Source organism: Haloglomus irregulare (genome assembly GCF_007421925.1).
GTDB lineage: Archaea > Halobacteriota > Halobacteria > Halobacteriales > Haloarculaceae > Haloglomus > Haloglomus irregulare.
In genome coordinates this window covers 242,971-267,851 of the sequence record NZ_QMDX01000004.1, presented here as the reverse complement: position 1 = coordinate 267,851, position 24,881 = coordinate 242,971, and the positions used below count along the sequence as shown (strand labels likewise).

31 protein-coding genes are annotated in these 24,881 nt (G+C 70.5%); 8 read left to right on the top strand and 23 right to left on the bottom strand.

Features of this window, described 5'->3' with window-relative positions:
• Positions 1-276: 276 nt before the first annotated feature.
• The gene (locus DP107_RS09235; protein ID WP_238330838.1) at positions 277-714 is read left to right on the top strand and encodes a GIY-YIG nuclease family protein; all 438 of its coding nucleotides are present in this window, start codon (positions 277-279) and stop codon (positions 712-714) included.
• Here the strand turns inward: DP107_RS09235 and DP107_RS09230 are convergent, their stop codons facing one another.
• Positions 715-1,695: a DMT family transporter gene (locus DP107_RS09230; RefSeq protein ID WP_144261864.1), complete on the bottom strand. Its 981-nt coding sequence runs from the start codon at positions 1,693-1,695 to the stop codon at positions 715-717.
• A gap of 5 nt (positions 1,696-1,700) precedes the next feature.
• Entirely contained in the window at positions 1,701-2,519 is an 819-nt protein-coding gene (locus DP107_RS09225) for a DUF63 family protein (RefSeq protein WP_144261863.1), read from the bottom strand.
• 167 nt (positions 2,520-2,686) lie between these two features.
• Here DP107_RS09225 and DP107_RS09220 point away from each other — a divergent pair, with 167 nt between their 5' ends.
• A complete protein-coding gene (locus DP107_RS09220) occupies positions 2,687-2,968 on the top strand; it encodes a hypothetical protein (protein ID WP_144261862.1) in 282 nt (93 codons plus the stop codon).
• A 1-nt stretch (position 2,969) separates the two neighbouring features.
• Here DP107_RS09220 and DP107_RS09215 read toward each other — a convergent pair whose 3' ends face one another.
• Together DP107_RS09215 and DP107_RS09210 are read right to left on the bottom strand one after the other, a co-directional pair.
• The gene (locus DP107_RS09215) at positions 2,970-3,182 is read right to left on the bottom strand and encodes a hypothetical protein (RefSeq protein ID WP_144261861.1); all 213 of its coding nucleotides are present in this window, start codon (positions 3,180-3,182) and stop codon (positions 2,970-2,972) included.
• A 46-nt stretch (positions 3,183-3,228) separates the two neighbouring features.
• Positions 3,229-3,930 (bottom strand): DUF5828 family protein, encoded by a 702-nt coding sequence (locus DP107_RS09210; protein WP_144261860.1) that lies wholly within the window; start codon positions 3,928-3,930, stop codon positions 3,229-3,231.
• A 135-nt stretch (positions 3,931-4,065) separates the two neighbouring features.
• Between DP107_RS09210 and upp the strand changes: the two genes are divergently transcribed.
• Positions 4,066-4,740: a uracil phosphoribosyltransferase gene (gene upp, locus DP107_RS09205; protein WP_144261859.1), complete on the top strand. Its 675-nt coding sequence runs from the start codon at positions 4,066-4,068 to the stop codon at positions 4,738-4,740.
• A 69-nt stretch (positions 4,741-4,809) separates the two neighbouring features.
• On the opposite strand, the gene DP107_RS09200 is transcribed toward upp, so the two are convergent.
• The 6 genes from DP107_RS09200 to DP107_RS09175 all read right to left on the bottom strand — a co-directional run bounded on the left by DP107_RS09200 (position 4,810) and on the right by DP107_RS09175 (position 9,541).
• Positions 4,810-5,454, bottom strand: coding sequence for an IMPACT family protein (locus tag DP107_RS09200; protein ID WP_144261858.1), 645 nt, complete (start codon positions 5,452-5,454; stop codon positions 4,810-4,812).
• A 53-nt stretch (positions 5,455-5,507) separates the two neighbouring features.
• Positions 5,508-6,809, bottom strand: a complete 1,302-nt coding sequence (locus tag DP107_RS09195; protein WP_185977243.1) for an outer membrane protein assembly factor BamB family protein — start codon at positions 6,807-6,809, stop codon at positions 5,508-5,510.
• Between the two features lie 64 nt (positions 6,810-6,873).
• Positions 6,874-7,362, bottom strand: a complete 489-nt coding sequence (locus DP107_RS09190; protein ID WP_144261895.1) for an amino acid-binding protein — start codon at positions 7,360-7,362, stop codon at positions 6,874-6,876.
• 135 nt (positions 7,363-7,497) lie between these two features.
• The gene (queC, locus tag DP107_RS09185; protein WP_144261856.1) at positions 7,498-8,286 is read right to left on the bottom strand and encodes a 7-cyano-7-deazaguanine synthase QueC; all 789 of its coding nucleotides are present in this window, start codon (positions 8,284-8,286) and stop codon (positions 7,498-7,500) included.
• A gap of 2 nt (positions 8,287-8,288) precedes the next feature.
• Entirely contained in the window at positions 8,289-9,086 is a 798-nt protein-coding gene (locus tag DP107_RS09180) for a 7-carboxy-7-deazaguanine synthase QueE (RefSeq protein ID WP_144261855.1), read from the bottom strand.
• A 2-nt stretch (positions 9,087-9,088) separates the two neighbouring features.
• The gene (locus DP107_RS09175; RefSeq protein WP_144261854.1) at positions 9,089-9,541 is read right to left on the bottom strand and encodes a 6-pyruvoyl trahydropterin synthase family protein; all 453 of its coding nucleotides are present in this window, start codon (positions 9,539-9,541) and stop codon (positions 9,089-9,091) included.
• Positions 9,542-9,856: 315 nt separating this feature from the next.
• Here DP107_RS09175 and DP107_RS09170 point away from each other — a divergent pair, with 315 nt between their 5' ends.
• The gene (locus DP107_RS09170; protein ID WP_185977242.1) at positions 9,857-10,987 is read left to right on the top strand and encodes a thiamine pyrophosphate-dependent enzyme; all 1,131 of its coding nucleotides are present in this window, start codon (positions 9,857-9,859) and stop codon (positions 10,985-10,987) included.
• Positions 10,988-11,010: 23 nt separating this feature from the next.
• Here the strand turns inward: DP107_RS09170 and DP107_RS09165 are convergent, their stop codons facing one another.
• From DP107_RS09165 to DP107_RS09155, 4 genes are read right to left on the bottom strand one after another with little or no spacing between them, the layout of a single operon-like run.
• Entirely contained in the window at positions 11,011-11,235 is a 225-nt protein-coding gene (locus tag DP107_RS09165; protein ID WP_144261853.1) for a hypothetical protein, read from the bottom strand.
• A gap of 42 nt (positions 11,236-11,277) precedes the next feature.
• Positions 11,278-11,403, bottom strand: coding sequence for a hypothetical protein (locus DP107_RS21125; protein WP_272949838.1), 126 nt, complete (start codon positions 11,401-11,403; stop codon positions 11,278-11,280).
• Positions 11,396-12,016 carry an ABA4-like family protein gene (locus DP107_RS09160; protein WP_202877373.1) on the bottom strand — a complete coding sequence of 207 codons (621 nt, stop codon included), beginning with the start codon at positions 12,014-12,016 and terminating at the stop codon, positions 11,396-11,398. The genes DP107_RS21125 and DP107_RS09160 overlap by 8 nt, the downstream gene beginning before the upstream one ends.
• A complete protein-coding gene (locus tag DP107_RS09155) occupies positions 12,017-12,688 on the bottom strand; it encodes a hypothetical protein (protein ID WP_144261852.1) in 672 nt (223 codons plus the stop codon).
• Between the two features lie 89 nt (positions 12,689-12,777).
• On the opposite strand from DP107_RS09155, the gene DP107_RS09150 reads away from it, so the two are divergent.
• Complete coding sequence (locus DP107_RS09150; RefSeq protein WP_144261851.1) at positions 12,778-13,419, top strand: helix-turn-helix domain-containing protein; 642 nt, start codon at positions 12,778-12,780, stop codon at positions 13,417-13,419.
• An 18-nt stretch (positions 13,420-13,437) separates the two neighbouring features.
• Here the strand turns inward: DP107_RS09150 and DP107_RS09145 are convergent, their stop codons facing one another.
• Positions 13,438-13,905, bottom strand: a complete 468-nt coding sequence (locus DP107_RS09145) for a hypothetical protein (protein ID WP_144261850.1) — start codon at positions 13,903-13,905, stop codon at positions 13,438-13,440.
• A 134-nt stretch (positions 13,906-14,039) separates the two neighbouring features.
• Between DP107_RS09145 and DP107_RS09140 the strand changes: the two genes are divergently transcribed.
• The 3 genes from DP107_RS09140 (at position 14,040) to DP107_RS09130 (ending at position 16,752) form a co-directional block, all read left to right on the top strand.
• Positions 14,040-14,198, top strand: a complete 159-nt coding sequence (locus DP107_RS09140) for a hypothetical protein (protein WP_202877372.1) — start codon at positions 14,040-14,042, stop codon at positions 14,196-14,198.
• Positions 14,199-14,262: 64 nt separating this feature from the next.
• Positions 14,263-15,042 (top strand): hypothetical protein, encoded by a 780-nt coding sequence (locus tag DP107_RS09135; RefSeq protein WP_144261849.1) that lies wholly within the window; start codon positions 14,263-14,265, stop codon positions 15,040-15,042.
• A gap of 276 nt (positions 15,043-15,318) precedes the next feature.
• Positions 15,319-16,752, top strand: coding sequence for a cytochrome P450 (locus DP107_RS09130; RefSeq protein WP_144261848.1), 1,434 nt, complete (start codon positions 15,319-15,321; stop codon positions 16,750-16,752).
• 165 nt (positions 16,753-16,917) lie between these two features.
• Here the strand turns inward: DP107_RS09130 and DP107_RS09125 are convergent, their stop codons facing one another.
• From DP107_RS09125 to DP107_RS09090, 8 genes are all read right to left on the bottom strand, one after another.
• Positions 16,918-18,447 carry an NADH-quinone oxidoreductase subunit N gene (locus tag DP107_RS09125; protein WP_144261847.1) on the bottom strand — a complete coding sequence of 510 codons (1,530 nt, stop codon included), beginning with the start codon at positions 18,445-18,447 and terminating at the stop codon, positions 16,918-16,920.
• The gene (locus DP107_RS09120) at positions 18,444-20,018 is read right to left on the bottom strand and encodes a complex I subunit 4 family protein (protein WP_144261846.1); all 1,575 of its coding nucleotides are present in this window, start codon (positions 20,016-20,018) and stop codon (positions 18,444-18,446) included. The genes DP107_RS09125 and DP107_RS09120 overlap by 4 nt, the downstream gene beginning before the upstream one ends.
• Positions 20,015-22,108 (bottom strand): NADH-quinone oxidoreductase subunit L, encoded by a 2,094-nt coding sequence (nuoL, locus tag DP107_RS09115; protein WP_144261845.1) that lies wholly within the window; start codon positions 22,106-22,108, stop codon positions 20,015-20,017. Before nuoL ends, DP107_RS09120 begins: the two co-directional genes overlap by 4 nt.
• A 1-nt stretch (position 22,109) precedes the next feature.
• The gene (gene nuoK / locus DP107_RS09110; RefSeq protein ID WP_144261844.1) at positions 22,110-22,415 is read right to left on the bottom strand and encodes an NADH-quinone oxidoreductase subunit NuoK; all 306 of its coding nucleotides are present in this window, start codon (positions 22,413-22,415) and stop codon (positions 22,110-22,112) included.
• Positions 22,415-22,744 carry a hypothetical protein gene (locus DP107_RS09105; protein WP_144261843.1) on the bottom strand — a complete coding sequence of 110 codons (330 nt, stop codon included), beginning with the start codon at positions 22,742-22,744 and terminating at the stop codon, positions 22,415-22,417. Before DP107_RS09105 ends, nuoK begins: the two co-directional genes overlap by 1 nt.
• Positions 22,741-23,013, bottom strand: a complete 273-nt coding sequence (locus DP107_RS09100; protein WP_144261842.1) for an NADH-quinone oxidoreductase subunit J — start codon at positions 23,011-23,013, stop codon at positions 22,741-22,743. The genes DP107_RS09105 and DP107_RS09100 overlap by 4 nt, the downstream gene beginning before the upstream one ends.
• A gap of 115 nt (positions 23,014-23,128) precedes the next feature.
• Complete coding sequence (locus DP107_RS09095) at positions 23,129-23,959, bottom strand: bacteriorhodopsin (protein WP_144261841.1); 831 nt, start codon at positions 23,957-23,959, stop codon at positions 23,129-23,131.
• Between the two features lie 460 nt (positions 23,960-24,419).
• On the bottom strand, positions 24,420-24,881 hold the full coding sequence (locus tag DP107_RS09090) for a NuoI/complex I 23 kDa subunit family protein (RefSeq protein WP_144261840.1): 462 nt from the start codon (positions 24,879-24,881) through the stop codon (positions 24,420-24,422).

Genomic DNA, 24,881 nt, shown 5'->3' with positions numbered 1-24,881 from the left:
TTCGCGACGAGCCGCTCGCGCGCCGTCCCCGGCTGTATGATCGATGTCTTCACGCTCGGCCGGATCGTGCGGGCTCGCGAACCGCTCGCGGGCCCGTCGTCCGTCGATAGCGGTGCTCCGCCGTACTCGACGGTGCCATCCGGGACGGTCTCCGCTATCAGGTAGCGGGCGATGATCGGTCCGAGTGGTGTCGGAATCAGGAGTGACCCCCCGGCAGGCCCGAGCCCGTCGGAGCCGAGCGAAAGGGCCGAGTGGTCGGGGTTCCGACCGCCGGCCGTGACACCGGACCCGAACGAGTGGGCCGCGGGCGGGACCTACACCCTGCTGATCGAGCTGCCGACGGCCACGACCATCGGAGTCGGGGCGCTCGGCGAACACCGGTTCCGGGCGGGCTGGTACGCCTACACCGGAAGCGCGCTCGGGAGCGGCGGCTTCGCCCGCGTCGACCGGCACCGTGAGCTCGCGGCCGGCGAACGGACGACGCGCCACTGGCATATCGACTACGTACTGGGACGGCCCGACGCGACGCTCCGCGATGTCGTCACCTCGGCCGGCGCGGACGTCGAGTGCGCCGTCGCAGCGTCTCTCCCCGCGGGCCCCGTCGACGGGTTCGGCGCCTCGGACTGTGGCTGCCGGGCACATCTCGCCCGCTTCGCCGGACGGGACGCCGCGCTCTCGGCGGTCCGGCGGGCGCACGACGAGGCAGGGGGATAGTCAGTCGACGGCCTCCGGCCCCGGGGCATCCGTCGCGTCGTCGGTCGCGGCTCGTGCTCGGGCCGTGACGGCCACGCCCGCGAGGACGACCGCCCCGCCCACGAGCGTGCCGGGCCCGACCGTCTCGCCCAGTAGCAGCACGCCGAGTACCGTTGCGCCGACCGGTTCGCCCAGCAACGAGACGCTGACGACGGAGGACTCGACGTGCGCCAGCGCCCAGTTGATGACGGTGTGGCCGAGCAGTCCGGGGCCGACAGCCATCGCGAGGAACAGCAGCCAGTCCCGGGCCGGATGGGCGAACAGGCCGCTGACGAGCGCGTCGACCGGGGCCGTACCGGCACCCGCCCCGTCGAGCGCAACGACGACGGCCGCGACCAGCAGGGTCGCCGAACAGGCGCCGTAGACGACCGTCACGTAGGGGAGGAGCGGCACCCGCTGGCGGAGCGACCGCCCGACGAGGACGTACGCCGCGGCCGCGAGAGCCCCCAGCACCGCCAGGGCGTTGCCGTAGAGCGGCCGACTGCCGCCGACGAGGTCTCCGGTCGACCCCGCGACCGAGAGCGTCGCCATCCCGGCCAGCGCCAGCACAACGCCCGCGGCCGTCCGTCGGGTCACACGCTCGTCGAGCAGCAGCCACGCCCCGACCGCGACGAACGCGGGTTGGGCCTGGACGAGCGTGACCGACGCGGCGACGGAGGTCCAGCGGAGCGACTCGAACCAGGCGGCGAAGTGGAGCGCCAGCGCCACGCCCGTGACCGCGGCGACGGCACCGTCCCGTCGCGTGAGCCGGCGGAAGGCGGCGCCGTAACGGGTCCGGGCCAGCGGCGCGAGCAGGAGCGTCGTGAACAGCACGCGGTAGAAGGCCGTCACCGCGGCGGACGCCGAACTCCAGCGGACGAGCACCGCACTGGTCGAGACCGCCCCCACGGCGACCGCGAGCGCGAGCGCCGGCGGCGTCCGGTCCGCGACGTCGTCGAGCATGGCGGTCACGCGATGGCGAACAGCACCAGGTTGTGCACCCCCGGTCCCAGGCCGACGGCCGCGACGCCGCCGAGCAGGAGATAGCCCTGCTCGGGGTCCTCGGCGGCGTACTCGCCGATGTAGACGACGATGGCCGTCGCGAGGGCGATCTTCACCAGCACGAACAGCCAGGCGGCCCCGAGGAACGGGAGTTCGACGACGGCGCCGCCGGCCCGGATGAGGACCCGCGAGAGCGGCGTCTGCTCGCCGAAGCCGAGCGTCGTGCCGAGGCCGGTGGAGATGCCGTCGAGCGTGTGGCCCACGAGCACCAGCCACCCGACGCTGGAGGCCGCCGCCGCGCGCTCGCTGTTGAGGTTCGCGACCAGCCAGACGGCCGTCGCGACGACGAGCGAGCCGACCAGTGCGGCGGCCGGCGGCCCCAGCAGGAGGCCGCCGCGTTCGGTGCCGATGCGGAGCGCGGACCCGACGATGCCGCCGGCGGTGAGCGTGCCGGCGAGGAGCAGCAGGCCGGGCGCCGAGGGCAGGTCCCACTCGTCGGCCGGGAACAGTGCGGAGGCGGCCCACACCACCCCGGCGACGGCGAACGTGGCGAGGTAGACGGCCGGGGCGCCGACCAGCGGCCGGACGGTCGCGGGGACGGCGTCGACCTGGTAGAGGGCGTACAGCGTCGCGCCGCCGACGATCCAGGGGGTGAACGCCATCATCGCCCGCGCCGTGACCGTCGGCCGGGCCTGGTAGAGCGCCGCACCCGCGACCCCGACCGCCAGCCCGAGCGCCAGCAGGTACGGCAGCGGCGGCAGGGCGAACCCCGAGGGGAGTACCATATCCACCCCCGCGGCCCCGCGAGCGGAAGGCGTTGCGGTCCCGACCGACCGCTCACCCCGGACGCGGTGCGACGGTGTCATTCGGATGGTCACGTGGCTCGCCCCCCTCCGTCCACCCGCGTCCACCCCCCCCCATCTGCCGGCCCGGGACCTGCACCATCGGGCCCGTGACCCGCCGCCAGTGCCGCCGCGTCGCGGCCGTCGACTCCCCGGGCGGGCCGTTCGTCCCGTTCGCGCTCGACGTCGAGCGGTGCCCCCGGGCCCGCCAGTCGTTCCCCGTGACGCTCGCGCTCCGGAGGGGTACGGCCTCCGGGCGCGGACCGGTCGACTCCGACGTCGCCCGTCGCACGGACCGCCAGTACGCGGCGCGGCTCACGCTGCTCGGCGTTCTCGGTGGGGCCGCGCTGACGGCGGCCGTCTACGGCGGAGTGATGACGCCCCCGGTCTGACTCAGTTCGACAGCTCGTCGCCCGCGCTCCCCTCCGCCCAGTCAGGCGTCGACAGCACGAACAGGGGCACGAAGACGAACCCGACCACGCCGATGGCTGCCATGACGAGCACCGGAACGCCGGCCAGTTCGACGGCGATGAGCATGCTGCTGGCGGCGACCAGGCACAGCAGGAGCAGGGCGATGTCCAGCCGGCGACGGAGGGAGGACTCCATACCGGACAGCACGGCGCGTCGTCCCGAGAACCTTGGGGGACCGGACTCAGTTCGTGTTCGGCTGCGAACGCCCCTTCGTCTCCGCCTCGGTGGGGGGTTCGACGCCCTCGGCGGCCGCGGCCGACCCCGTCTCCTTCGGCGTGTCGACGTGCCACCGCTCCACGTCGCTCTCGAGGTCGGCCAGCCGGTTCGAGACCCGGATCTTCAGGTCGTCGTCGTTGACGTTGACCTCGAACTCGTAGTCCGGGTCGTCCCCCCGGCCGGCCCGGGAGACGTTCGCGCTCACGAGGCCGTTGTCGAAGTAGTACGGCGCGATGCGGGTCATCACGTTCCTGTAGACCGCTCCCTCGACGCGGCGGATGGCCTTCCGGCCCGCCGAGTCGGCCGCGCGGGCGATGTAGCCGACGGAGTCGGCCGCCTTCTCGACGGCCTCCTCCGGCGAGTCCAGCTGCTCGTAGGACTCGGCCAGCTCCTCGCCGGCCTGCTGGATGTCCTCGTCGGGCTGCTTCCCGGCCTTCTCGCCGGCCCCCTCGCCGACGCTTGCCTGCTCGGCCGTCTTCTGGTTGACGTCCTCGTCCAGCCGCTCGTCGTGTTTGGGCCGCCACTCGTCCCACTCGGACAGGGCCTCGCGGTCGACGTCCTCCTCACCCTCGGCGAGGGTCCGCAGCGCGCGGGTGACCCGCTCGCCGTGCTCCACGATATCGCTCCAGGAACCGCGTTCTCTGAACCCGGAGACGCTCTCGTCCATCGGTGTCCCGTTCACGATGCAGGTTAATACGTTTTATCAGTACACACCACGCGGCCGGGCCTCGCGCGCGGGTTCGGTCACGGTCCCCGGCCCGTGACCCCGTAGGTTAAGCCCTCGGCGCGTCCGTTCCAGGACATGCCCATCGAGGACCGTGACGACGCGTACATCGTCACCCACGCGCTTGCAAAGCACACGCTCAGCGACCTCCGGTCGGACGGGACCGAACAGGTCGGCTTCCGGAACGGGCTGGTCAAACTCGGCCGCATCTGCGGCTACGAGATCATCGACGGCATGATGGAGACCGAGTACGTCTCCATCACGACCCCCCTGGCCGACACGACCGGCGAGCGCGTCAAGGGGCTGGACGACGTCGTCATCGTGAACGTCCTGCGCGCGGCGACGCCGTTCGTCGAGGGGCTGCTGAAGGCGTTCCCGCAGGCCCGTCAGGGCGTCGTCAGCGCCGGGCGCGACGAGTCCGCCGGCATGGACGAGGACGGCAACTTCCCCATCTCCGTCGACTACGTGAAGCTCCCCGACATCTCCGAGGGGGACACCGTCATCGTGGCCGATCCCATGCTCGCGACGGGGTCGACGATGGCGGCCGTGCTGGACGAAGTGCTCGCCGAGGCGACGCCCGAGCGACTGCTCGCGCTGTCAGCGGTCTCGGCACCCGACGGCCTGCTCCACGTCCGCGAAGCCGTCCCGTCCGCGGACCTGCTCACCGTCGCGGTGGACGAGCGGCTCGACGAGGACGGCTACATCGTCCCCGGCCTCGGCGACGCCGGGGACCGCGCGTTCGGGACGAAGTAGCGGGGGTCCGCCTCGTTTCCGAGTTGTCGCGAGCGCTCGCCGGTAGGTTCGTCACGGAACCGGACCCACTCACCCCAGCTCCACGCGACCGCTCGTCGCGGACCGGAGCCGGTCCCGGAGGTCGTCGGCCTCCCGTGCCGGTACGCGGGCGTCGAACCGGACCACCACCTCGTACGAGGCCTCGAACTCGACGTCCGCGGACTCCAGTAGCCCGCGAACGGTCCCGCTGTCGTCGTAGTCGACCGTCGCGACCAGTTGCTCGTGCGGGACGGTCCATTCGACACCCGCGTCGTCGACGGCCTCCTTCGCGGCCCGTGAGTACGCCCGCACGAGTCCCCCGACGCCGAGGTCGGTGCCGCCGTAGTAGCGGGTGACGACGACGACGGCGTCCTCGATGTCACGTCCCTGCAGGACGTTCAGGATCGGCTTGCCCGCCGACCCCGAGGGCTCCCCGTCGTCGCTGCTGTACTCCCGGAAGGGGTCCGCGTTGACCCGGTACGAGGGAACGTTGTGGGTGGCGTCCGGGAACGCCGCGCGGATCTCATCGACGAACGCCTCGGCCGCATCGACGGTGCTCGCGGGCGTGACGTGGCCGATGAACTCGGAGCCGTTGACCGTGTACTCGGCACGGCCACGCCCCGAGACCGTCCGGTAGGCGTCCGGGTCGTCCGGCGGCTCCCCCGCCGCATCCGGGTCACCGTCGGTGTCGGTCACGGTCGTTCCTGCGCCCGGCCGGGAGAAAAGGCAACCGACCGTCGGCGATGCGACTACCGTTCCAGCGCGTACACCGTTCCGGCCGCGTCGCCGACGTAGACGTGCTCGCCGAGCGCGAGGTCCGAGAGCCCGGCGTCGGCCTCGAAGGTCCAGCGTCCCGCCCCGTCGGCCGCCTTCCGGGCGTAGACGACCGGCGGCGCGTCGTCACCGCCACCGGTGCCGGCGTACACTGCGGTGTCCGTCGCGGCCTGGGCGGTGACGATATCGGCGTCGGCGGACCACTGCCACAGGCGGTCGTCGCTTGCGGTGTCGTACGCGGCCACGCCGTCGCCGCCGGCGTACAGCCTCCCATCGTGGACGGGGCCGCCAGCGAGGAACGACTCGCCCGCCGTCTCCCAGCGCACCTCGCCGGTCGCTGGGTCGACCGCAGTGACGGGCCCGCCGCCGAGATAGAGGCTGTTCGCGAGCGTCACGGAGGTGGTGTACCGGTCGAGTTGCCAGGCGTGGCTCCCATCGGGGCCGACCGCCTGGAAGGACCCGCTCCCGGGACCGGTTCCCGTCGAAAAGTAGGCGGTCCGCCCGCTCCCGCGGAGCGTGTTGAACCGGTACTCCATCCCGTCCGGCGCGTACCGCCAGAGCCGCTCCCCGGCCGGTCGAGTAAAGGCGTCGACCGCACCACGGCTGGCGACGAACACCGCCTCGTCGGTGATGGCGGCACTCTGTGGGTCGCCGACCTCGCCGGTCCAGGCGGCGGCGCCGTCGGCGGTATCCAGTGACCAGATCGTCTCGCCGTCGCTCGCGGGCTGGTCGTCCCGGCTGGCCACGAGGACCCGCTCGCCGTCGGCGCCGAGCAGCTCGAGCGGTCCCCACGGGTTCACCCCGGCGCTGTCCGGGAACGTCCACTGCGTGGCGCCACCGGCATCGAACACCCTGACGAGGTGGTCGTCGCCGAGGGTGACCTTCCCGGCGTGTGCCAGCACGACCCCGGCGTCCGCGGCGACGGCTACGTCCCGGACCGGCTTGCCGAGGTCGGCCCGCCAGCGATGGTCGCCCGTCGCCGGGTCGAGCGCGTGGAGCGTCCCCGCCTCGGTCGGGACGAACAGCCAGCGGTCGTATGCGGGGCCGGTTCCGTCGACGTACGCCAGGGTCGCGCCCGTGGACAGCGGGTCGGCCACGGCGCCGTCGACGGGGGTGGTCCAGCGAACGGGACCGGTCGGCGTCGAGTCCGTCGGCGTCGTCCCGGTCGGCGCGTCGCCGGGCGAGCCGGCCGTCCCCGGCGGGTCGTCGGCGGAACAGCCGGCGAGCGCGGTCGCGAGCCCGGCACCGAGGCCGGTCAGGAGGCTGCGTCGTCGCATACCCACTGCTCGGGGCACGGCCGGCATAAGCCTCTCAGAGGCACAAAGAGGCGTTTGAGGAACGTCACTCCAGCTCGATGCGACGGACGAACGACAGGTCCCGGATCTGGTTGATGACCGCACCGGGGAGGTCCTGCTCGGTGATGACGTAGAGCAGCGGCTCGTCGGTGAACTCCGGGTCCTCCGAGATGGTCTGTCGGATGGAGATGTCGTGGTCGGCGAGGACGCCCGTGACGCCCGCGACGATGCCCGAAGCCTCCGCGTCGTCCGGGCGGACGGTCAGCACCGTCATGTCGAGCACGGGGGCGAGGTCCATCAGCGACGGGATGGCGCTGATGTTGCGGAAGATGGGTTCGAGGTCGGGGTCCGCGAGGATGGCGTCGGTCGTGGCGTCGACGACCCGCCGGTCGACGCCGATCTCGCGGGCGATACCCGTGTTGGGGATCTCGATGCCGCCGGAAACCACGCGGCCGTCGTCGTTGACGGAGAACCCGCGCTCCAGCAGCAGCCGGACCACGGCCTGCTGGCTGGGGCTGTCCTCGAACTTCTGCATGATGGAGGCGAAGGTGTCACCCACGCCGGTCACCTCGCCGCCGGGACCCGTCGGCTGCCATGCGATGCACGCCGCCCGACACGGACAAAAAGGTTGCCGAGAGCGGCCCCGAACACCCCCGTTCCCGCCGAGAGTTCAGGTGTAATCCGGTCGCTCGGCGTAGTCGATCGGGTCCCGCTCGTCGAGGCGCTGGAACGCCTGGAGCCGGAACGCGCAGGCGTCGCAGGTCCCGCAGGCCGGCTCCTCCGAGCGGTAGCAGGACCAGGTGTGCTCGTACGGGGCGTCGAGTTCGAGCCCGCGTTCGGCGATCTCCGTCTTCGACCACTCGACGAACGGCGCCTCGACGGTGATGGTCGTCTCGGGTTTGGTCCCGGCTTCGACCACGGCCTCGAAGGCATCGAAGAACTCGGGGCGGCAGTCCGGGTAGCCCGAGAAGTCCTCGGCGTGCGCGCCGATGAAGACGGCCGTGCAGTCGTTGGCCTCGGCGTAGGAGACGGCCATCGAGAGGAGGTTGGCGTTCCGGAACGGGACGTACGAGTCGGGGACCCCGTCGCTCTCGAGGTCGGCGTCCGCAACGGCCATCGACTCGTCGGTCAGGGAGGACGCGCCGATGCGCGCGAGGTGTTCGGTCTCGACGTGGAGGAACTCGGCGTCGACGACGTCGGCCAGCCGCCGCGCGCACTCGCGCTCCCGGTCGGCGGTCCGCTGGCCGTAGGAGGCGTGCAGGAAGTACGGCGCGTAGCCACGGTCGATGGCCTCGTACACCGCCGTCGCGCTGTCCATCCCGCCGGAGACGAGCACGACCGCGCGGTCGTCCGGGTCGTGCTCGTCGAACGGGGTGTCCGTCGCCCGGTCGACGCCGGACGGGCTGTCGGTGCTCTCGGTGCCGCGCTCGTCGGTCGGGGTGTTCTCTGAGTCGCTCATTGTCAGGTACCGGGGGCGTCGTTCCAGACGTCGACGTGGACCCGTGGGGTGTAGCGGTAGCCGTGCTCCAGCGCGAGGTCGGCGACGACCCGGCGGGTCGACTCCAGTCGCTCGCGGGTGGTCCCCTCGGGCATCAACAGCACGTCGGCGTCGCGGACGGGTGTGCTCGTCGTCTCGCGTAGTCGGTCGACCACGCGCTCGATCTCCGGCATGTCGTCGGGCCCGGTGACGACGAACTTCAGCTGGACGGGGTAGGTCTCGACGTAGCGGGCCAGCACGTCGTAGTCGAGGCGGCGCTCCTCGTGGCGCTCCGTCCAGCCGTCGAGGTCGGCATCGCCGCCGACCGGCGGCCGGTCGGGCGTGGGCGTCGAGGAGGCCAGTTTCGGGGAGAGCGACGCCAGGTCGATGGCAGCGTCGCGGAAGACGGTGCCGTTGGTCTCGACGGTAGTGTGGTAGCCCCGCGCCGAGAGCCGGTCCAGCAGGTCGGCACTGGCCTCGTGGACGGTCGGCTCGCCGCCGGTCAGGACGACGTGGTCGCCGGGGCGCTCCGCGACGGCGTCGACGATGTCGTCCACCCCCCGCCACGCCCCCGTCGGCTCCCAGGAGGTGTGGTAGGAGTCACAGAACCAGCAGCGCAGGTTGCAGCCGGCGGTCCGGACGAAGGTGCTCGGGACGCCGGCCAGTTTCCCCTCGCCCTGCAGCGAGTGGAACAGCTCGTTGATCGGGAGCGCCTCGCTCGCGTCCACCTCGGTGGGGACGCTCGTGTCGGCCTCCCCGGCGGCGTCGGCGTTGACCGGCATCGTCAGTGCCCGGCCCGGAGCTCACGCGTCTCGGCCACCGTCACCGCCACGTCCGAGACGGTGTCGGGGAACCGCTCGCGCATCCGCCGCTCGAGGACGACCGCCATCACCTCCGCCGTCGGCGGGTGGTCCAGCACGACGACGGCATCACCGTCGCCGCTTGCCTCGAAGGCCTCCACCAGCGGGTCCCCGCGCTCGAGCAGGAACCGGTGGTCCCAGTCGTCGATGACGGCCGTCACGTCGCCCTTGTCGACCACCCAGCCCGCCTCGGTGAGCGCGCCGGTCACCGCGACGCTCACCTCGTAGTTGTGGCCGTGCGGGCGCGAGCACCTGCCGTCGTGGTGCAGGATGCGGTGGCCCGTGCTGATGCGGATGGGTCTGTCGGCGCCGACGTGGAGCGTCCGCTCGCCCGCGTCGGCGAGCGTGCCGGCCGCCGCCACGGTTCCCTCGGTCATACCGGGATATTATCGAGGGTGGACTTGAGTCTAGGCATCCGGCGCGATCGGTCGAGGTCGGGTCACAATCGGGAAACACCCCCAATAACTTCATCATACCAATCGTTAGCCATCAGCGTCCGCTATGAGTCGATTCTGCCGGTGTCACGGACCCGGAGTCCGGATTCGGTCGGCTACCGGGTGTCGGCCGGAGCGCCGCCCTGCCGGACGGCACAGAGTTATGATGGCGCCGGGTGTGGCCCCATCAATGACTCCACAGGTTCCACAGGAGCGCCAGCCCGAGCGGACGAGTCGGCCCACGAGGGGTGTCTGACAGTGGACCACGACCGCGTCGACGCCCTGCTGGACCGGGACCCGACGGACACCGTGCAGGTGCTGGACCAGGAGGGCGAGGTGGTGGCACCCGAGCTCCTGCCGGCCATCGGGGACGACGAGCTGCTGGGGCTCTACCGCGACATGCGGCTCGTCCGGCATTTCGACGAGCGGATGGTCAGCCTCCAGCGCCAGGGCCGGGTCGGGACTTTCGCGCCGGCGGCGGGTCAGGAGGCCACGCAGGTCGGCTCGACACACGCGCTCCGGGACTCGGACACCGTCTCCTACCAGTACCGCGAGCACGGGGCGGTCGCCTCGCGCGGGTTCACGCCGGGCTACGTCCGCTACTGGATGGGCCACGAGTCCGGCAACGCCGCGCTGGCGGACGTGAACGTCCTCCCGCTCAATATCTCCATCGCCGGTCACATCCCCCACGCGACGGGGTACGCCTGGGCCGCACGCCTCGCCGGGAGCGACGAGGTGGTCGCCTGCCACTTCGGCGACGGCGCCACCTCGGAGGGGGACTTCCACGAGGGACTCAACTTCGCGGGCGTGTACGACGTGCCCGCGCTGTTCATCTGCCACAACAACGGCTGGGCCATCTCGACGCCGGCGAGCGAGCAGACCGCCAGCGAGACCTACGCCGGGAAGGCGGGCGCCTACGGCATCGACGGCGTCCGCGTCGACGGGATGGACCCGCTCGCGGTGTACGCCGTCACGGAGGCGGCGGCGACGACCGCCCGCGGCCCGGGTCGTGAGGAGTGGCGGCCGCGGCCGACGCTGGTCGAGACGGTCTGCTACCGCTACGGCGCACACACGACCGCCGACGACCCGGACGCCTACCGCGACGAAGCCGAGGTCGAGCAGTGGCGCGAGAAGGACCCCATCGACCGGATGGCGGCCTACCTCCGGTCCACCGGGCGGCTGGACGACGAGCGCGACGACGCCATCGAGGCGGAGGTCAGCGGGACGGTGGCCGACGCCATCGACGAGGCCGAGGCCGCCGAGACGGACCCGATGGACCTGTTCGCGGACGCGTACGCCGAGCCGACCCCCCGCGTCGAGGCGGGACGCGAGGAGCTCCGGGCGCTGCTCGACCGTCACGGCGAGGACGGACTGTTGCGGGAGGAGTAGGGCCACGCCGGTGACCGGTACGTTCAGGCCCCGAGCCCGTGAGACGGGGCCATGAGGACACCGGCGGAACCGTTCGTCTCCCTGGTCGGGCCCGACCCGCTGGTACAGGTCTTCGTGGGCGGGCTGGTCATCGCGCTGTTGAACACGCTCGGCGCGGCCGCCATCGTGGTGGTCCGCGAGCCCTCCGAGCGGACCCTGGACGCGCTGATTGGGTTCGCGGCCGGCGTGATGCTGCCGACCTCGTTCACCAGCCTCCTGCTCCCGGGCATCGAGTTCGCCCGCCAGCCCTCCTACCAGGCGACGCTGTTCGGTGTCACCTTTCGCGGTATCGTCCCCGTTCTCATCGGCTTGGCGTGGGCGTACTCCTGCTGGACCGAGTGGACGACATCGCCCCGCAGGTCGGCGGCATCATCCACCGGCGGCCTCCCGGGCCGACTCCGACCCGGCCTGGGCTCCAAAGACCGGGCGAGCCGCGAGATACACCAGGAGTCCGACGGGGCCAAAGCACAGCGTCAGGAGGAGCGCCGGCGCGACGACGGCGTGGGGCACCCCACGGCGCCCGGCGTCGAGGTACAGCCATCGGCCCGCCAGGAGGTCGAACGCGAGGAAGTGGACCCACGCCAGGGTGGTGCCCGCATCGGTCGCTAGCAGGGCCGTGGCCCCGTCGAGCGACGGCCGGAGGGCGCCCCCGGCGACGGCACCGGCCTGCGGGAGCAGGAGCGCGAGGTAGAGCGTCGCCGCCGGGAGGACGACGAGCGGGGACCCAACGACCCGCCGGGTCAGGGTCGCGTCGGGGGCGACCAGCATCAGCAGCCAGAACGGGGCGACCAGGAGGACGCTCCCCGTGAAGACCGTCGCCAGGCCGACATCCGGGAGGCTCGCGACGACCGGCACACCCCGCAGGGCCTGGACGAACGTCGCAACGACGAGGCCACCGTGGAGCGTGGCGACCCCGCCGACGGCTGCGAGCGACCCACGGGTCGATAGCCCGTCCCACCGGGCGGCGGCGTAGCCGGCGAGCGGGAGCACCTAGAGCGCGTGGAGGCCGATGAAATGTGCGACCCGGAGGTCGCCACCGCTGAGACTCCAGTTCACGACCGGTAACCCCTCGCCCCCGACGGCGGTGCCGACGGTGTGGGAGCCGCGGGCCGCCATGAGTCCCCCCTCGAAGCTGGCGAGGACGAACACGAGCAGTCCCAGACTGATACCCCAGCGGTAGGCCGGCGCGACGGCGGGCGGGGTCCGGAGCGTCCGCCAGAGGACGTACGTCACGGCCAGCGTGCTCACCGTGATGCTGATCCCCATGAGGGCGAAGACGCTCGCGTCGAGCGTCGTCGCGACGTTGAAATGCGAACGGACCCCGCGGGCGGCCTGTGCGGTGATGAGCAGTATCTCGGAGCTCATCGCGCCGGCGATGACCCATGAGACGGTTCGCTCGGCGCGGTCGCCGAGTCGGAGCGACGGCAGGAGCCACCCCATGGTCGCGGTGAAGACGGCGATGGAGGCCGCGAACTTCCAGGGTTTGAGCCAGACGCTACGACCCAGCAGGGTCCGCCCGTCGACGGCCAGCAGCGCGGTGAACAGCACTGCGAGACCCAGGTTGACCAGCGCGACGGTCGACAGGGGGCGGTTCCGCTCCCGGAGTTCCCCGACGACGGTCGCGACCGGACGGTCCCCGGGCAGTGAGACGGGTTCGGTCATGAGCACACCCGTACCGACGGGCTCTATGACGGTAGCTCGGATCGCCCGAGTGTTGGACGATTTATATCCACTCGGATAGATGCGTCGGCATGGTCAGGGCGGTCCTCTCCGTGACGCTCTCGGGGGCGGTCTGGATCGGTCGGGTGTCGCGGACGAACCCGGAGGCGGAGTACCGATTGCTCAGCGGGTTGCCGACCGGGTCGGGGGCCATCGAGGTGGGGGAGGTCGCCGCCGACGACTCGGCCGCCGCCGCGGCCGCCGTCGAGGACGACCAGTCGGTCGAGTCGTTCGAACTCCTCGGCTCGGGGCCCGACCGCGCCATCGCGCTCTACCGGACGACCGACCGGAAGCTCTACGGGCTCACCCTCGGCGCCGGCGTCCCGCCGGAGTACCCCGTCGTCGCCGTCGATGGGCGGGCCCGGATGGAGTTCACCACGACGCGCGAGGGGGTCCGCCGGGTAGTGGAGACCCTCAGGGAGCGGGAGATCGAACACGAACTGCTGTCGCTGACGGATTCCGATACCGGGTCCTCCGTGGAGCTGCTGAGTGACCGCCAGCGCGAGGTCGTCGCGACCGCCATCGAGCAGGGCTACTACGAGATTCCCCGGGACGGGACGCTCGGGGACGTCGCGGACGAACTCGGCATCGACACCTCCACCGCGAGCGACATCATCCGGCGGGCGGAGGCGACACTGGTCGACTGGCACTTCGACGTCACCGGGCCGCCGTGACCGGGCGCTACCGTGTGCTCAGCTCTCCGCCAGGTCCGCGAGTTCCGACAGCGTCCCCGCCGTCCGCAGGTCGTCGGCGGTACAGTACCACGCCCCGCGGACGCCGTTGCCGTCGTTCGCGATGGGGTCGTCCAGCGGCACCAGCTCGCCGAGTTCGAACACGAGGACGGTCCGTTCCTCGGAGAACGGGTCGATGAGCGTCTCCCAGCGCTCGGCCGTCATGTGGCCGTCCGGGTCGCCGCGTGACTCCTCGACCCGCCCGGTGACGGCGGCGTAGTGGGTGACCGCTGAGGTCGGCGCGGTCCGGTAGAAGGCCATGTAGTCGAACTCACGACGGGTGCGTTCGTAGGAGCGGGGCGACGGGTAGACCCCCTTCCGGCATTCGGCGAACGTGTCGGACTGCGCCGCCACGATGCAGACGCGGGCGTCGCCCGGCGCGTCGTCGTCGGGGGTGTCGTCGGCGAACGAGTCTAGGTCGGCGTTCACGTCCGACGCGACGGGCCGGAGCCGTTAGGAGGCTACGCCTCTGACACTGCCGACGCCGACTCGACCCGAGGGCCGTCCTCCCGGGTCCCGCGAGCGGCGAGTGGTCGCAGGGTCCCTTCCGGGACTGCTTCCTCGTGCCCGGCGACGCGACCGCCGAGGCGTTCGCTTACCACCTCCGTTCGGACATCGGCACGGGGTTCCTCCACGGTATCGACTGCCGTCCGGGGATGCAGGTCGGGGGTGACACCGACCTCGACCACCGGGCCGTCGTCGGGGTCGTGACGACGAACTGAGCCGCCCCCGGCACGGGTCGCCGGTTCCGGAACGGCCGCCCGGGTGCGGGCCCTTACCGGGAGTATGGTGAGTCCGCTGGGCGACTGGGATGCCGCCGACGTACAGTACCGGGACCGGGCGGTGCGGGCGCTGGGCCGGGAGCGGTTCGACGCGGCCGCGCAGCGGTACGTGCTCGCGGCCTACGCGACCGCCGCCGGGAGCGAGGGGTTCGGCCGGACCGTCTTCGACGGGGACGACCCCGGCTGGGTCGGCGAGCCGCTTGCGTACCTCGCGCTCGCCGGTGTCTGCGAGCGCATCGCCGGCCGGCCGGGGCGAGCCGCCAACCGCACCGCGCAGGGCGTCCTGCTGGCCCAGGACCAGCGCAGCTACGTCCTCGACCACCCGGTCCGTCGGGCGGCCTGTCACGAGTTCGAGGGGGACCTCCACACCGTCGGCCGACGGTCGGAGAAGGCCCGCGAGGCCTACGACCGGGCCGTCGAGCTGTACCGCGACTACGAGCCCACGGGCGACGACCCGACGCCGGCACGATGGACGACGGAGGCGCCCCTGCAGGCCGGGACCGACCTCGTCGCCCAGCTCACCCGACCGGGACGCGTCACCTGGGATGACCTCCACGGGGCGGCCCCGGACCGCGCGCTGGTCCACCGGGGGGAGTTCCGCCGGTCCCGGATGGCCGCCGCCGTCCAGGGCCTCGTCGACGACGGGAAGCTCCACGCCCCCCGGGGCTCGACGGAGTTCAACACCGGGCGGTACACCTGCCCGGAGTGTGGTAGCGACGACATCAACTTCGTCGCCGATACGGTGCTGTGCACTCGCTGTAGCGCCCCCACGGAGCCCAACTGACTCGCGTCGGCGGCCACGACCCTCGTGACCTGGGGTCGGTCGTGCGCCGTGGCCACAATGGCCGCGTCACTCATTACCGCGCGCCAAGTGTTGTCAACGTATGGGTATCAAGGACATCTACCCGTCGGACGTACCCGGCGGGCCGTCCCTGGCGCGGGCCGTGGAGCTCGTGCCCAGGCTGGTGAACGATGACCCGCTCTCCGTCGGGGTCTACCTCCGGGAGCGTACGGGCATACCGTCAGTATCCCACCGATCCACCCCTCCCTGGACGAGGAGGTGTATCTGGTCTCGCATCCGGACGACCTGCGGTACGTGCTCCAGTCCCACCCGTCGGAGTTCCGGGCGCTCGACGTGCCGGGGTCGCGCGATTTCATGCGCGTGGTTCGCAACAGCGTCGTCAATCTCCACGAGGAGGACGGCTGGACCCGTCGGATCCGGCTCATCGGGCCGGAGTTCAACGAGCAGCTGGTCGTCCCGAAGACCCCGGAGATGGTCGAGACGACTCTGGCCACGCTCGCGGAGTTCGAGGGCGACGACGGCGGCGCGACGAGAGCCGACCCCGGGGCGGTCCCCGAGTCCGTCCAGGTGCGGGCGCCCGACCACGACGGCGTCCGTCTGCTCCCCGCGATGCAGCGGCTCACGCTCCGCCTGCTCGGCGTGAGCCTGTTCGGCCCCGACATCCGCGCCCAGGAGACGGAGATCATCGAGTCCGTGGACGGGCTGCGGGACCTGTTCAAGCAGCGTCAGACCCGGCTCGTGGCGAGCTACGTGGGTCGCCGGCTCCCCGACGAACTCCACCTGCCGACCTTCCTGCAGGAGGGGCTGGGCGCGGACCCGACCATCGAACTCGGGAGCCGGCAGGACGCCCGCATCGAGGCGTACGTCGACCAGCTGGTCGGGGCCGCCGACGCCATCATCGAGCGGCGGCTCCGGACGCCGCGGGCCTACGACGACGCGCTGGGAACGTGGCTCTGCCGGCGCGACCCCGTCGACGGCGAGTCGCTCGACCCCGCGACGCTCCGGCAGGAGGTCCTGGGCCTGCTCATCGCCGGGCACGCCACCGTCACCGCCGGGATGACGTGGGCGTGCTACCTGCTCGCCGCTCGCCCGGAGGTGCAGGAGCGGATCCGCGCCGAGGCCCGCGAGACGGAGCTCCTGGCACCCCACGGTGAGGCAGCCTGTGCCGTCGCGCTCGGCGAGGAGCCCGCCACCGAGGACGGCGAGAGCTTCATCGATGCGCTGCCGTACACCCGGCGCGTCTGGCAGGAGACCATCCGGCTCTACCCGCCGCTCCCCGTCTTCGGGCGGACCGCCGACACGGACACGACCGTGGGCGGCGAGACGCTGGCCGAGGGCACCCACGTCCTCATCAGCCCCTACGTCACCCACCGGGACCCGGAGTTCTGGGACGACCCGGGGACGTTCGACCCGTCGCGGTTCGAACCCGAGGCGGTCGCCGGCCGCCACGAACTCGCCTACCTCCCGTTCTCGAAGGGCCGACACGCCTGCCTCGGCGAGACCATCGCCACCACGGAGGCCGTCGCCGCGCTGGCCGCGCTCTGCTCGACCTACCGGGTCGAGTTCGCCCGTCCACACGACGTCGCCCCCGACGAGTTCGACCCCCACGAGGCACCCCACGTCGAACTGGACTCGGCCATCAACCTCCAGCCTGACCGCGACCTGTGCGTTCGGTTCACCCCGCTGGAGTAGCTCCTGCCGCCGGTATCCCGGTAACCCACGGAATAATCCGGCTATGGGCCCTTCACATCGGATATAGTCGGTGCTGTGCGGTTGTACGCCCAGACGAGAACGACCGTCCGGGGACCGCTGTCGGCAGGTCGAGCGGGGGTCGCGGGCGGGACGGCGAGCGCCCGGTCAGGGGCCGAGCCGTAGCACCGCGTTGGCCGCCTCGAAGGCGACGTCCGAGAAGACGCCGAGCGCGGGCAGCAGCAGGACCGTCGCGACCGCGGCGATCATGACGGCGCTGTAGAGGCCCGTCGGGTAGCCGCGGGTGTCGATGCCCCCGAGGTTACCGTTGGGCTCCTCGAGCCACATGGCCTTCACCACGCGGGAGTAGTAGAACAGGCTCAGCGCGGAGTTGATGGCCGCCACGCCGGCGAGCCACCAGACGCCCGCACCGACCGCGCCGGCGAACAGGTAGTATTTCGAGAGGAACCCGCCGCCGATGGGGAGCCCCGCCAGCGAGAACATGAACACGGTCATCGCCACGCAGGCCACCGGGGCCTTCGTCGCCAGGCCGTTGTAGTCCTCGAAGGTGCGGCCGACCTCCCAGTACTCGGCCATGGCCACGAACAGGAAGGCGCCCGTGTTCATGAAGCCGTAGACGAGCAGGTGGATCATCCCCGCGCCGAGGACGATCTCGCCGCTCCCCTGTCCGGTCAGCGCGGCCAGCCCGATGAGCACGTAGCCGGCGTGACCGACCGAGGAGTAGGCCAGCATCCGCTTGACGTTCTCCTGGGTGGCCGCGGCGAAGTTGCCGAGTGTCATCGTGACGACCGCGAGTATCTGGAAGGCCAGCACCCAGTCGATGGTGCCCGCCACCGTTTCGATCGGGAAGGCGACGGTGAACACGCGGAAGGCGATGACGAACCCGGCAGCCTTCGACGCCGACGAGAGGAAGGCGCTGACGGGTGCGGGCGCGCCCTCGTAGGCCTCCGGGGCCCAGAAGTGGAACGGGACGGAGGCGGTCTTGAACGCGAACCCGCCGACCAGCATCAGCACGCCGACGCCGAGGAGGCCGCCGAGGTTCGCCAGCGTCTCGCCGCCCGCAAGCGCCGACGCGATGTCGGGGAGCAGCAGGCTCCCGGTGACGCCGTACACCAGCGAGATGCCGTAGGCGAAGACCGCCGACGACAGCGCGCCGATGAGGAAGTATTTCATCCCCGCCTCGACGCTGCCCCGGTCGTTCTTCAGGTAGGCGACCAGGCCGTAGGAGGGCAGCGAGAGCAGCTCCAGCGAGACGAAGACGGTGGCCAGCGAGTTGGCCGCCGCCATCACCGTCATCCCGGTGGTCGCGAGGACGACCAGCGAGTAGTAGCCCGCGATGTCGTCCGTGCCGGCGAGGTACTCGATGCTGGCCAGACAGATCAGCGCGGCGACGCTGGTGAAGATGAACGTGAAGAACAGCGCCATCCCGTCGACGACGAGCTGGCCGTTGAAGACGGACACGCCCTCGCCGGCACCGACGCCGGACAGCAGGAACACGCCCGCGACGACCATCGCCGAGGCGGTGCCGACGGTGGCGACGCCGGCGAGCAGGCCGTCGTTGGACTCGTCGGGGTCGATGCTGTCGAGCAGGAACAGGACCATCGCGAAGACGCCAAGCACGATAGCCGGCGTCAGTGCGAGCCAGTCCGGCGAGATGGGGGCCTGGAGCGGCATCATGAGGATCCACCCCCGGAGCCGATGGCGGCCTCAGCGGGTCCCCCGTCGACCAGCGGGCCGACCGCGTCCGTGATCATCCGGAAGAACGTGTCGTCCGGGAAGGTCCCGAGCGCGATGATGACGATGATGAGCACGACCAGCGGCACGACGTCGTGGCGTGCGGCGCGGGTCACGTCGTAGTCCCCGTCGAACTCGAAGGGGCCGAACAGCGAGCGCTGCATCGCCCACAGCAGGTAGCCCGCCACGATGACGATGCCGAACATCGCCAGCGCGGTCATGACCGCCATCCCGTTGCCCGCGATGACCGTCGACTGGAAGGCGCCGACGAAGATGAAGAACTCCGCGGCGAAGCCGGCCATCAGCGGCAGGCCGGCGTAGGCGAAGGCACCGGCGACGAACGCGCCGACGGTGAGGGGCATCCGTTCCGCGATCCCGGCCATGTCGCCGATCTCCCGGGTGTGCGTGACGTTGTAGATGACGCCGACACAGGCGAACATCAGGCCGGAGATGAGCCCGTGACTGACCATCTGGAAGGTCGCGCCGCCGAGCCCGTAGCTGGTGTAGGCGACGAGCCCGAGGATGACGTAGCCCATCGAGGAGACCGACGAGTACGCGACGACGCGCTTGAGGTCGGACTGGCCAAGCGCCAGCAGCGCCCCGTAGATGACGCTGATGACCGCGAGGGCGGCGATCGGCACCGCCAGGCTCCGCGCCACCTCCGGCAGCATGGTGAAGTTGAACCGCAGTAGTGCGTACGTCCCCATCTTCAGCAGAACGCCAGCCAGCAGCACGGAGATGGGCGTCGGGGCCTCGACGTGGGCGTCCGGCAACCACGTGTGGAACGGGACGATCGGCACCTTCACGCCGAAGCCGATGAACATCGCGACGAACGCGGACAGCGCCAGCAGCTCCGGGCCGATGAGTCCACCGGCCAGCGAGCCGAGTTCGCCTGCCCGGAGCGCCTGTGCGATCTCCGGCAGGTCCAGCGACGAGATGCTGTCACCCAGCCCGAACACCAGGCCGAAGAAGCCGATGAACAGGACGAGGCTGGCGATGTTCGTGTAGACGAAGAACTTGATGGCGGCGTACTTGCGGCGGGCGCCGCCCCAGATGCCGACGAGGAAGTACATCGGGATGAGGACGGCCTCCCAGAAGACGAAGTAGAGGAAGAAGTCAAGCGCGGCGAAGACGCCGACGAGGCTCGCCTCCAGCAGGAGGACCAGCCCGTAGAACTGGTTCTGCCGCTTCGTGATGGGCGTCCACGCCGACAGGATGGCCAGCGAGGTCAGCAGCGTCGACAGGGCCACCAGCGGCATACTGATGCCGTCGAGCCCGACGTGCCAGCTGAGGTCGTACGGTCCGAGCGTGATCCAGGTGAACTGCTCCTCGAAGGCCAGCGTGCCGCCGAGCAGGGCGTTGCCGGTGCCGTCGAAGTTCAGCAGCATCAGGCCCGACAGTGCCAGCGGCAGCAGCGACCAGCCAAAGGCCACCTTCGCCGCGTAGCGGTCGGGGGTGAACATGACCACGCCGGCCCCGAGCAGACAGAGCCCGATGAGGGCCTCGATCATCATGCGAAGACACCCCCGAACCAGCCGCCCATGATCCCGAAGGCGACCAGTAACACCACCAGGCCGAGGGTGATGAGGGCCGCGTAGTTGGAGACGATGCCGGTCTGGACGCGTCGCAGGAAGTAGCCGGAGACGAGGCTCACGTCGGAGACGCGGTTGACCAGCCCGTCGACGACGCCGTCATCGAAGCGCTTGGCGGTCCCCGCGACCGTCCCCTCGGTGAGGTCCTGCGCGAGCCAGACCTGATACTCGTCCTGGTAGTAGTTGTTGTAGAGCACGGTCTTGAGCGCGCCGAGTTTCTCCGTGTGCTCCGCGGGGTCGGGCCCACGGTAGAGGCCGAGCGCGAGCGCGGAGCCGGCGAGCGCCACGGCCAGCGAGACGCCGGCCGAGGCGAACAGCGTGCCGAGCCCGCCGAGCCCGGGGATGGCGCCGGCGGAGTAGCCGGCGAACTGTTCGGTCAGTTCCTCGTAGTGCGCCCCGTTCAGTGTCTCGGGGCCGTGGAACAGCCAGTCGTGGAGGAACTCCGGGACGGCCCCCACGACGGCGTGGACCGGCACGAGGTTGATGACGCCGACGACGGCGGCGAGCGTGCCGAGGATCGCCAGCGGAATCTTCACGTTCCAGCGCACCGGCTCGGGGTCCTCGGCGAGGTCCGAACGGGGGTCGCCGTGGAACGTCAGCAGCACCATCCGGAAGGTGTAGAACCCGGTGAAGAACACGGCGACGATACCCATCAGGTAGGCACCCAGCAGGATGGGGCTCCCGCCGAGGCCGTGGACCAGGGTCTCGTACAGCACCTCGTCCTTCGACCAGAAGCCGGAGAACGGGACGATGCCGGCCAGCGCCAAGCTCCCGGAGAGGAACGCGTAGTAGGTCACCGGCATCCGGTCTTTGAGCCCACCCATCTCCCACATGTCCTCGTTGTGGTGCATCGCGATGATGACCGAACCCGCGCCGAGGAACAGGAGCGCCTTGAAGAACGCGTGCGTGGTCAGGTGGAAGACGCCCGCGACGTAGCCGCCACCACCCAGGCCGAGCATGATGTAGCCGTACTGGGAGATGGTGGAGTAGGCGAGCACCTGCTTGATCTCGTCCTTGACGACGCCCATCGTCGCGGCGAACAGCGCGGTGAACCCGCCGACGAAGGCGATGATGGCGAGCAGCGTCGGCAACAGGGCGTAGAAGCCGTACATCCGGGCGACGAGGTAGACGCCGGCCGCGACCATCGTCGCCGCGTGGATGAGCGCCGAGACGGGCGTGGGGCCCTCCATCGCGTCGGGCAGCCACGTGTGGAACGGGAACTGCGCCGACTTGCCCATGACGCCGCCGAGCACGAGCAGGCCGAGCACGCCGAACCAGGCCCCCGGCGAGAGGCCGAAGAAGGTGGTGACGGCCTCGGGCATCGCCTCGCCGGCCGCCATGGCGCTCATCGCCTCCTCGGCGAGGACCGGGAACGACTCCTCGACGCCGGGGCCGCCGAACATCCCCGTGCCGAAGGTGGCGAAGATACCGACGACGCCGATGAGGAAGAAGTAGTCACCGAAGCGAGTGACCAGGAACGCCTTCTTGGCCGCGCTCGGCGGGCCCGAGCGGCGGAACCAGAAGCCGATGAGGAGGTACGAGCAGAGCCCGACCAGCTCGAAGAACATGAACGCCATCAGGATGTTGTCCGAGAAGACGAAGGCGAGCATACTGGCCGTGAACAGGCCGAGTTCGGCGTAGTAGCGCGGGAGGCCGGGCTCGCCCTCATCGTTCATGTAGCCCAGCGAGAACACGTGGACCAGGAACGCGATGGTCGAGACGATGACCAGCATCAGCGTCGAGAGCTGGTCGAGCAGGATGCCGAAGGTCAGCTCGAACGGAACCCCCTCGCCGCCGACCCACGTGTACAGCTCCATGTGGTGGGCGTGGCCGCTCGCGACCTGCGCGACCATGAGGAGCGACAGCAGCAGCGAGCCGCCGGTCGCGGCGATGCCGGCGAACGCCCCCTTCTTCGGCATGTACCTGCCGGCGGAGAGGGCGATCAGGAACGATACGAACGGCAGCACCGCGATGGCCGGCGCGAACGTGAATATTCCTCCTTCTGCAGCCATGTTACCACCTCAGGGTCGTCGCCTTCGTCACGTCCACGTCCGCGAAGTTGCGGTAGAGGACGAGGACGATGCCGATACCCACGGCGACCTCGGCGGCCGCCAGGGCCATCGTGAACAGGCTGAACACCTGTCCCGTGAGGTTCCCATGCTGGAACGAGAACGCGACGAAGTTGATGTTCGCTGCGTTCAGCATCAGCTCGACGCTCATCAGGAACATCAGCGCGTTCCGGCGCGTCAGGATGCCGAAGAGCCCGATGCAGAAGATCGCCGCCGACAGGACGAGGTAGTACTGGACCGGGACCGCCATCACCGGTCACCCCTCTCGCCGCGCCCGTCGGCCGCGACGCCCTCCTCGTCCTCGCGCTGGCCGAGCATCACGGCCACGTCCAGCGCGGCGTCGAGCGCCACGGCGATGACCATGAAGGAGACGAGGAACCCCTCAGAGGGGAAGGCCCCGGCGTCGAGGTCGAACATCGCGTAGCCGATGGCGGCAGTGATCGACCCGCCGCCCGGGAAGCCGGCGGCCTCCCCGAACGAACTGGTCAGGAACACCGCCGACAGGACCGCGAACAGGCCGATCGCCAGTATCCCGATGACCTGCTGCCGCCCCGTGTTCAGCCGCGGGCGGGTCGTCATCGGCCGACCACCTCGGTGTCGGCCCCTTGCTCGCGGACCAACATCACGGCGAACGTGATGAGGACCAGTACCCCACCGACGTACACCAGGATCTGCATCGCCGCGAGGAACTCGGCGCGCAGCATGACGAAGTGGACCGCGACGCTGACCAGCGCCACCCCCAACAGGAGTGCCGCGTGCCAGATGTCGCGGACCAACACGACGCCCAACGCCGACCCTACCGTCACGAGGGCGAACAGCGCGAACGTCAGTGTCTCTGCTAGTGCCATTACCTGCCCGTTAGTCAGAGCGGCTTTGAAACTTGCCATCCGCGGGCGCCTGCGCCGCGCACCACCACGGAGATACGGCCTGAGAGGACGGAGAACGGAGAACCGCGTCGGCGACTCAGTCGTCGGCCGGGGTCGCACCCATGCCGGCGCCGGCGCCGCCACCGGCCACGGTCCCCTCGTTTGCGGCGACCCAGCGCAGCAGCAGGAAGGAGAAGATGTACTTGGCGAATATATCGAGTGCGGAGTAGGCCCACGAGGTGACGCCCGGTGACTGGATCAGGGCCAGCCCCTCGATGCCGACCGCCCAGACGATGGGGTAGCCGAGCCACAGCACGATAGTCAGCGCCCGAAGCGTGGTGAATATCTCACTAGTCCCGGCCTGTGCGGCGGACGCGGGCCACTCGATCAGCAGTGCGCCTATGACGACCGCGAAGAACGCACAGCTGATGACGTAGAAACCCCAGCGGTAGAGCACGCCGGAGGTGATGAGTGCCGCCGCGAGCCCCGTCACGCACATCGCCACGTCGGCGGCGATGACGGTGAACAGGCTCCCGCGGTCGACGTCGGCCAGATAGCCAAGCGCGAGCAGAATCATCGGCGTGGACAGCGCCCACGTCAGGTAGCGTCCCCACTGGCTGAGGACCTCCTGGCCCCCCAGGGCGTGTCCAGACGGCATCTCGATGAAGCCGATCGTCAACCCGGAGGCTAGCCCCAGATAGCTCGAGATCGAGACGAGCGGGATCATCAGGGTCGCGCCCCAGATGACCTTCGCCCGCGCGGATGTCACGTTCCGGCCCATATACAGGAACACCAGGATGGAGACCCCTGCCAGGGCGATGTTGGCCCAGATGGAGGAACTCAACAGCGCGTCGCCCTGCACAGCCGCGAGTGCATCGCCCTGCGACTGGAGCGGTACGGCCGCCGTTGTCAGGTCGGGTATCTGCATACAGTTTCTATGACGTATCCGCAATACAAATAGGTTCTAGTTGACGAAGCGGAGACAGTGTTTTTACGTCTGTAGGAGAGTCGCCGGATTACGCCGCGGGAACCGTGACGGCTCTCCGAACGAGTACCCCGTCGACCTCGCCGCTGGATGCGGTTCCCGCCCGGTCCGTCGGCGACCGTGTCCATAGCGGAAGCAGCGGTGAGAGCGCCGGACCTACCGGTTTCGACCGTACCGGGACTCGGAGCGCGTACCCCGGCCGTAGTTCGCGGGTCGTCAGGGTGGCGACTCGGGCCAGGGCTCGGTGGCTCCGACGGGTGAAAACAAGGGCCCACGAACGGGAACGAGCGCGGGCCGCCGGTTCCACAGCCCGACGCCCCGTGTGACAGCGACGGACCACCGCCGGCGAAGGGCGCCGTGCGTTCGACTCCCGTCGCGAGCGGGTCGGCGGCGGATACGGCCGCTACTGGTAGTCCACTTCGCCCTCGCCCTCGCCGATCCAGCCGCCGCGGTCCGGCTCCCGGGAGGCGAGCGGGTCGATGTCCTTGTACCAGGGGACGTTCTTCAGCTCCTCCATCGAGTAGGCCAGGTCGTCCTTCGTGTCGCCGGTGAACTCGAAGTTCTGGGTGAGCAGGATGGCGTCGACGGGGCAGACCTCCTCGCAGAGCCGGCAGTAGATGCACTGCCCGATGTGGAGGTTGTACTGCTCGCCGTTGCGCTGCTCGTCCGTGACGATCTGGATGGTGTCGTTCGGACAGACGTTCTCGCACTGGCGGCACCAGATGCACCGCTCCTGCGAGAACTTGTGAACGCCGCGGAACCGCGGCGACACTTCGGGTGTTTCTTCGGGGTACTCGACGGTGTACGTCTCGCCGTCGAGCGCGTGCTTCATCGTCGTCGCCATGGATTTGAGGACGCCGATCAT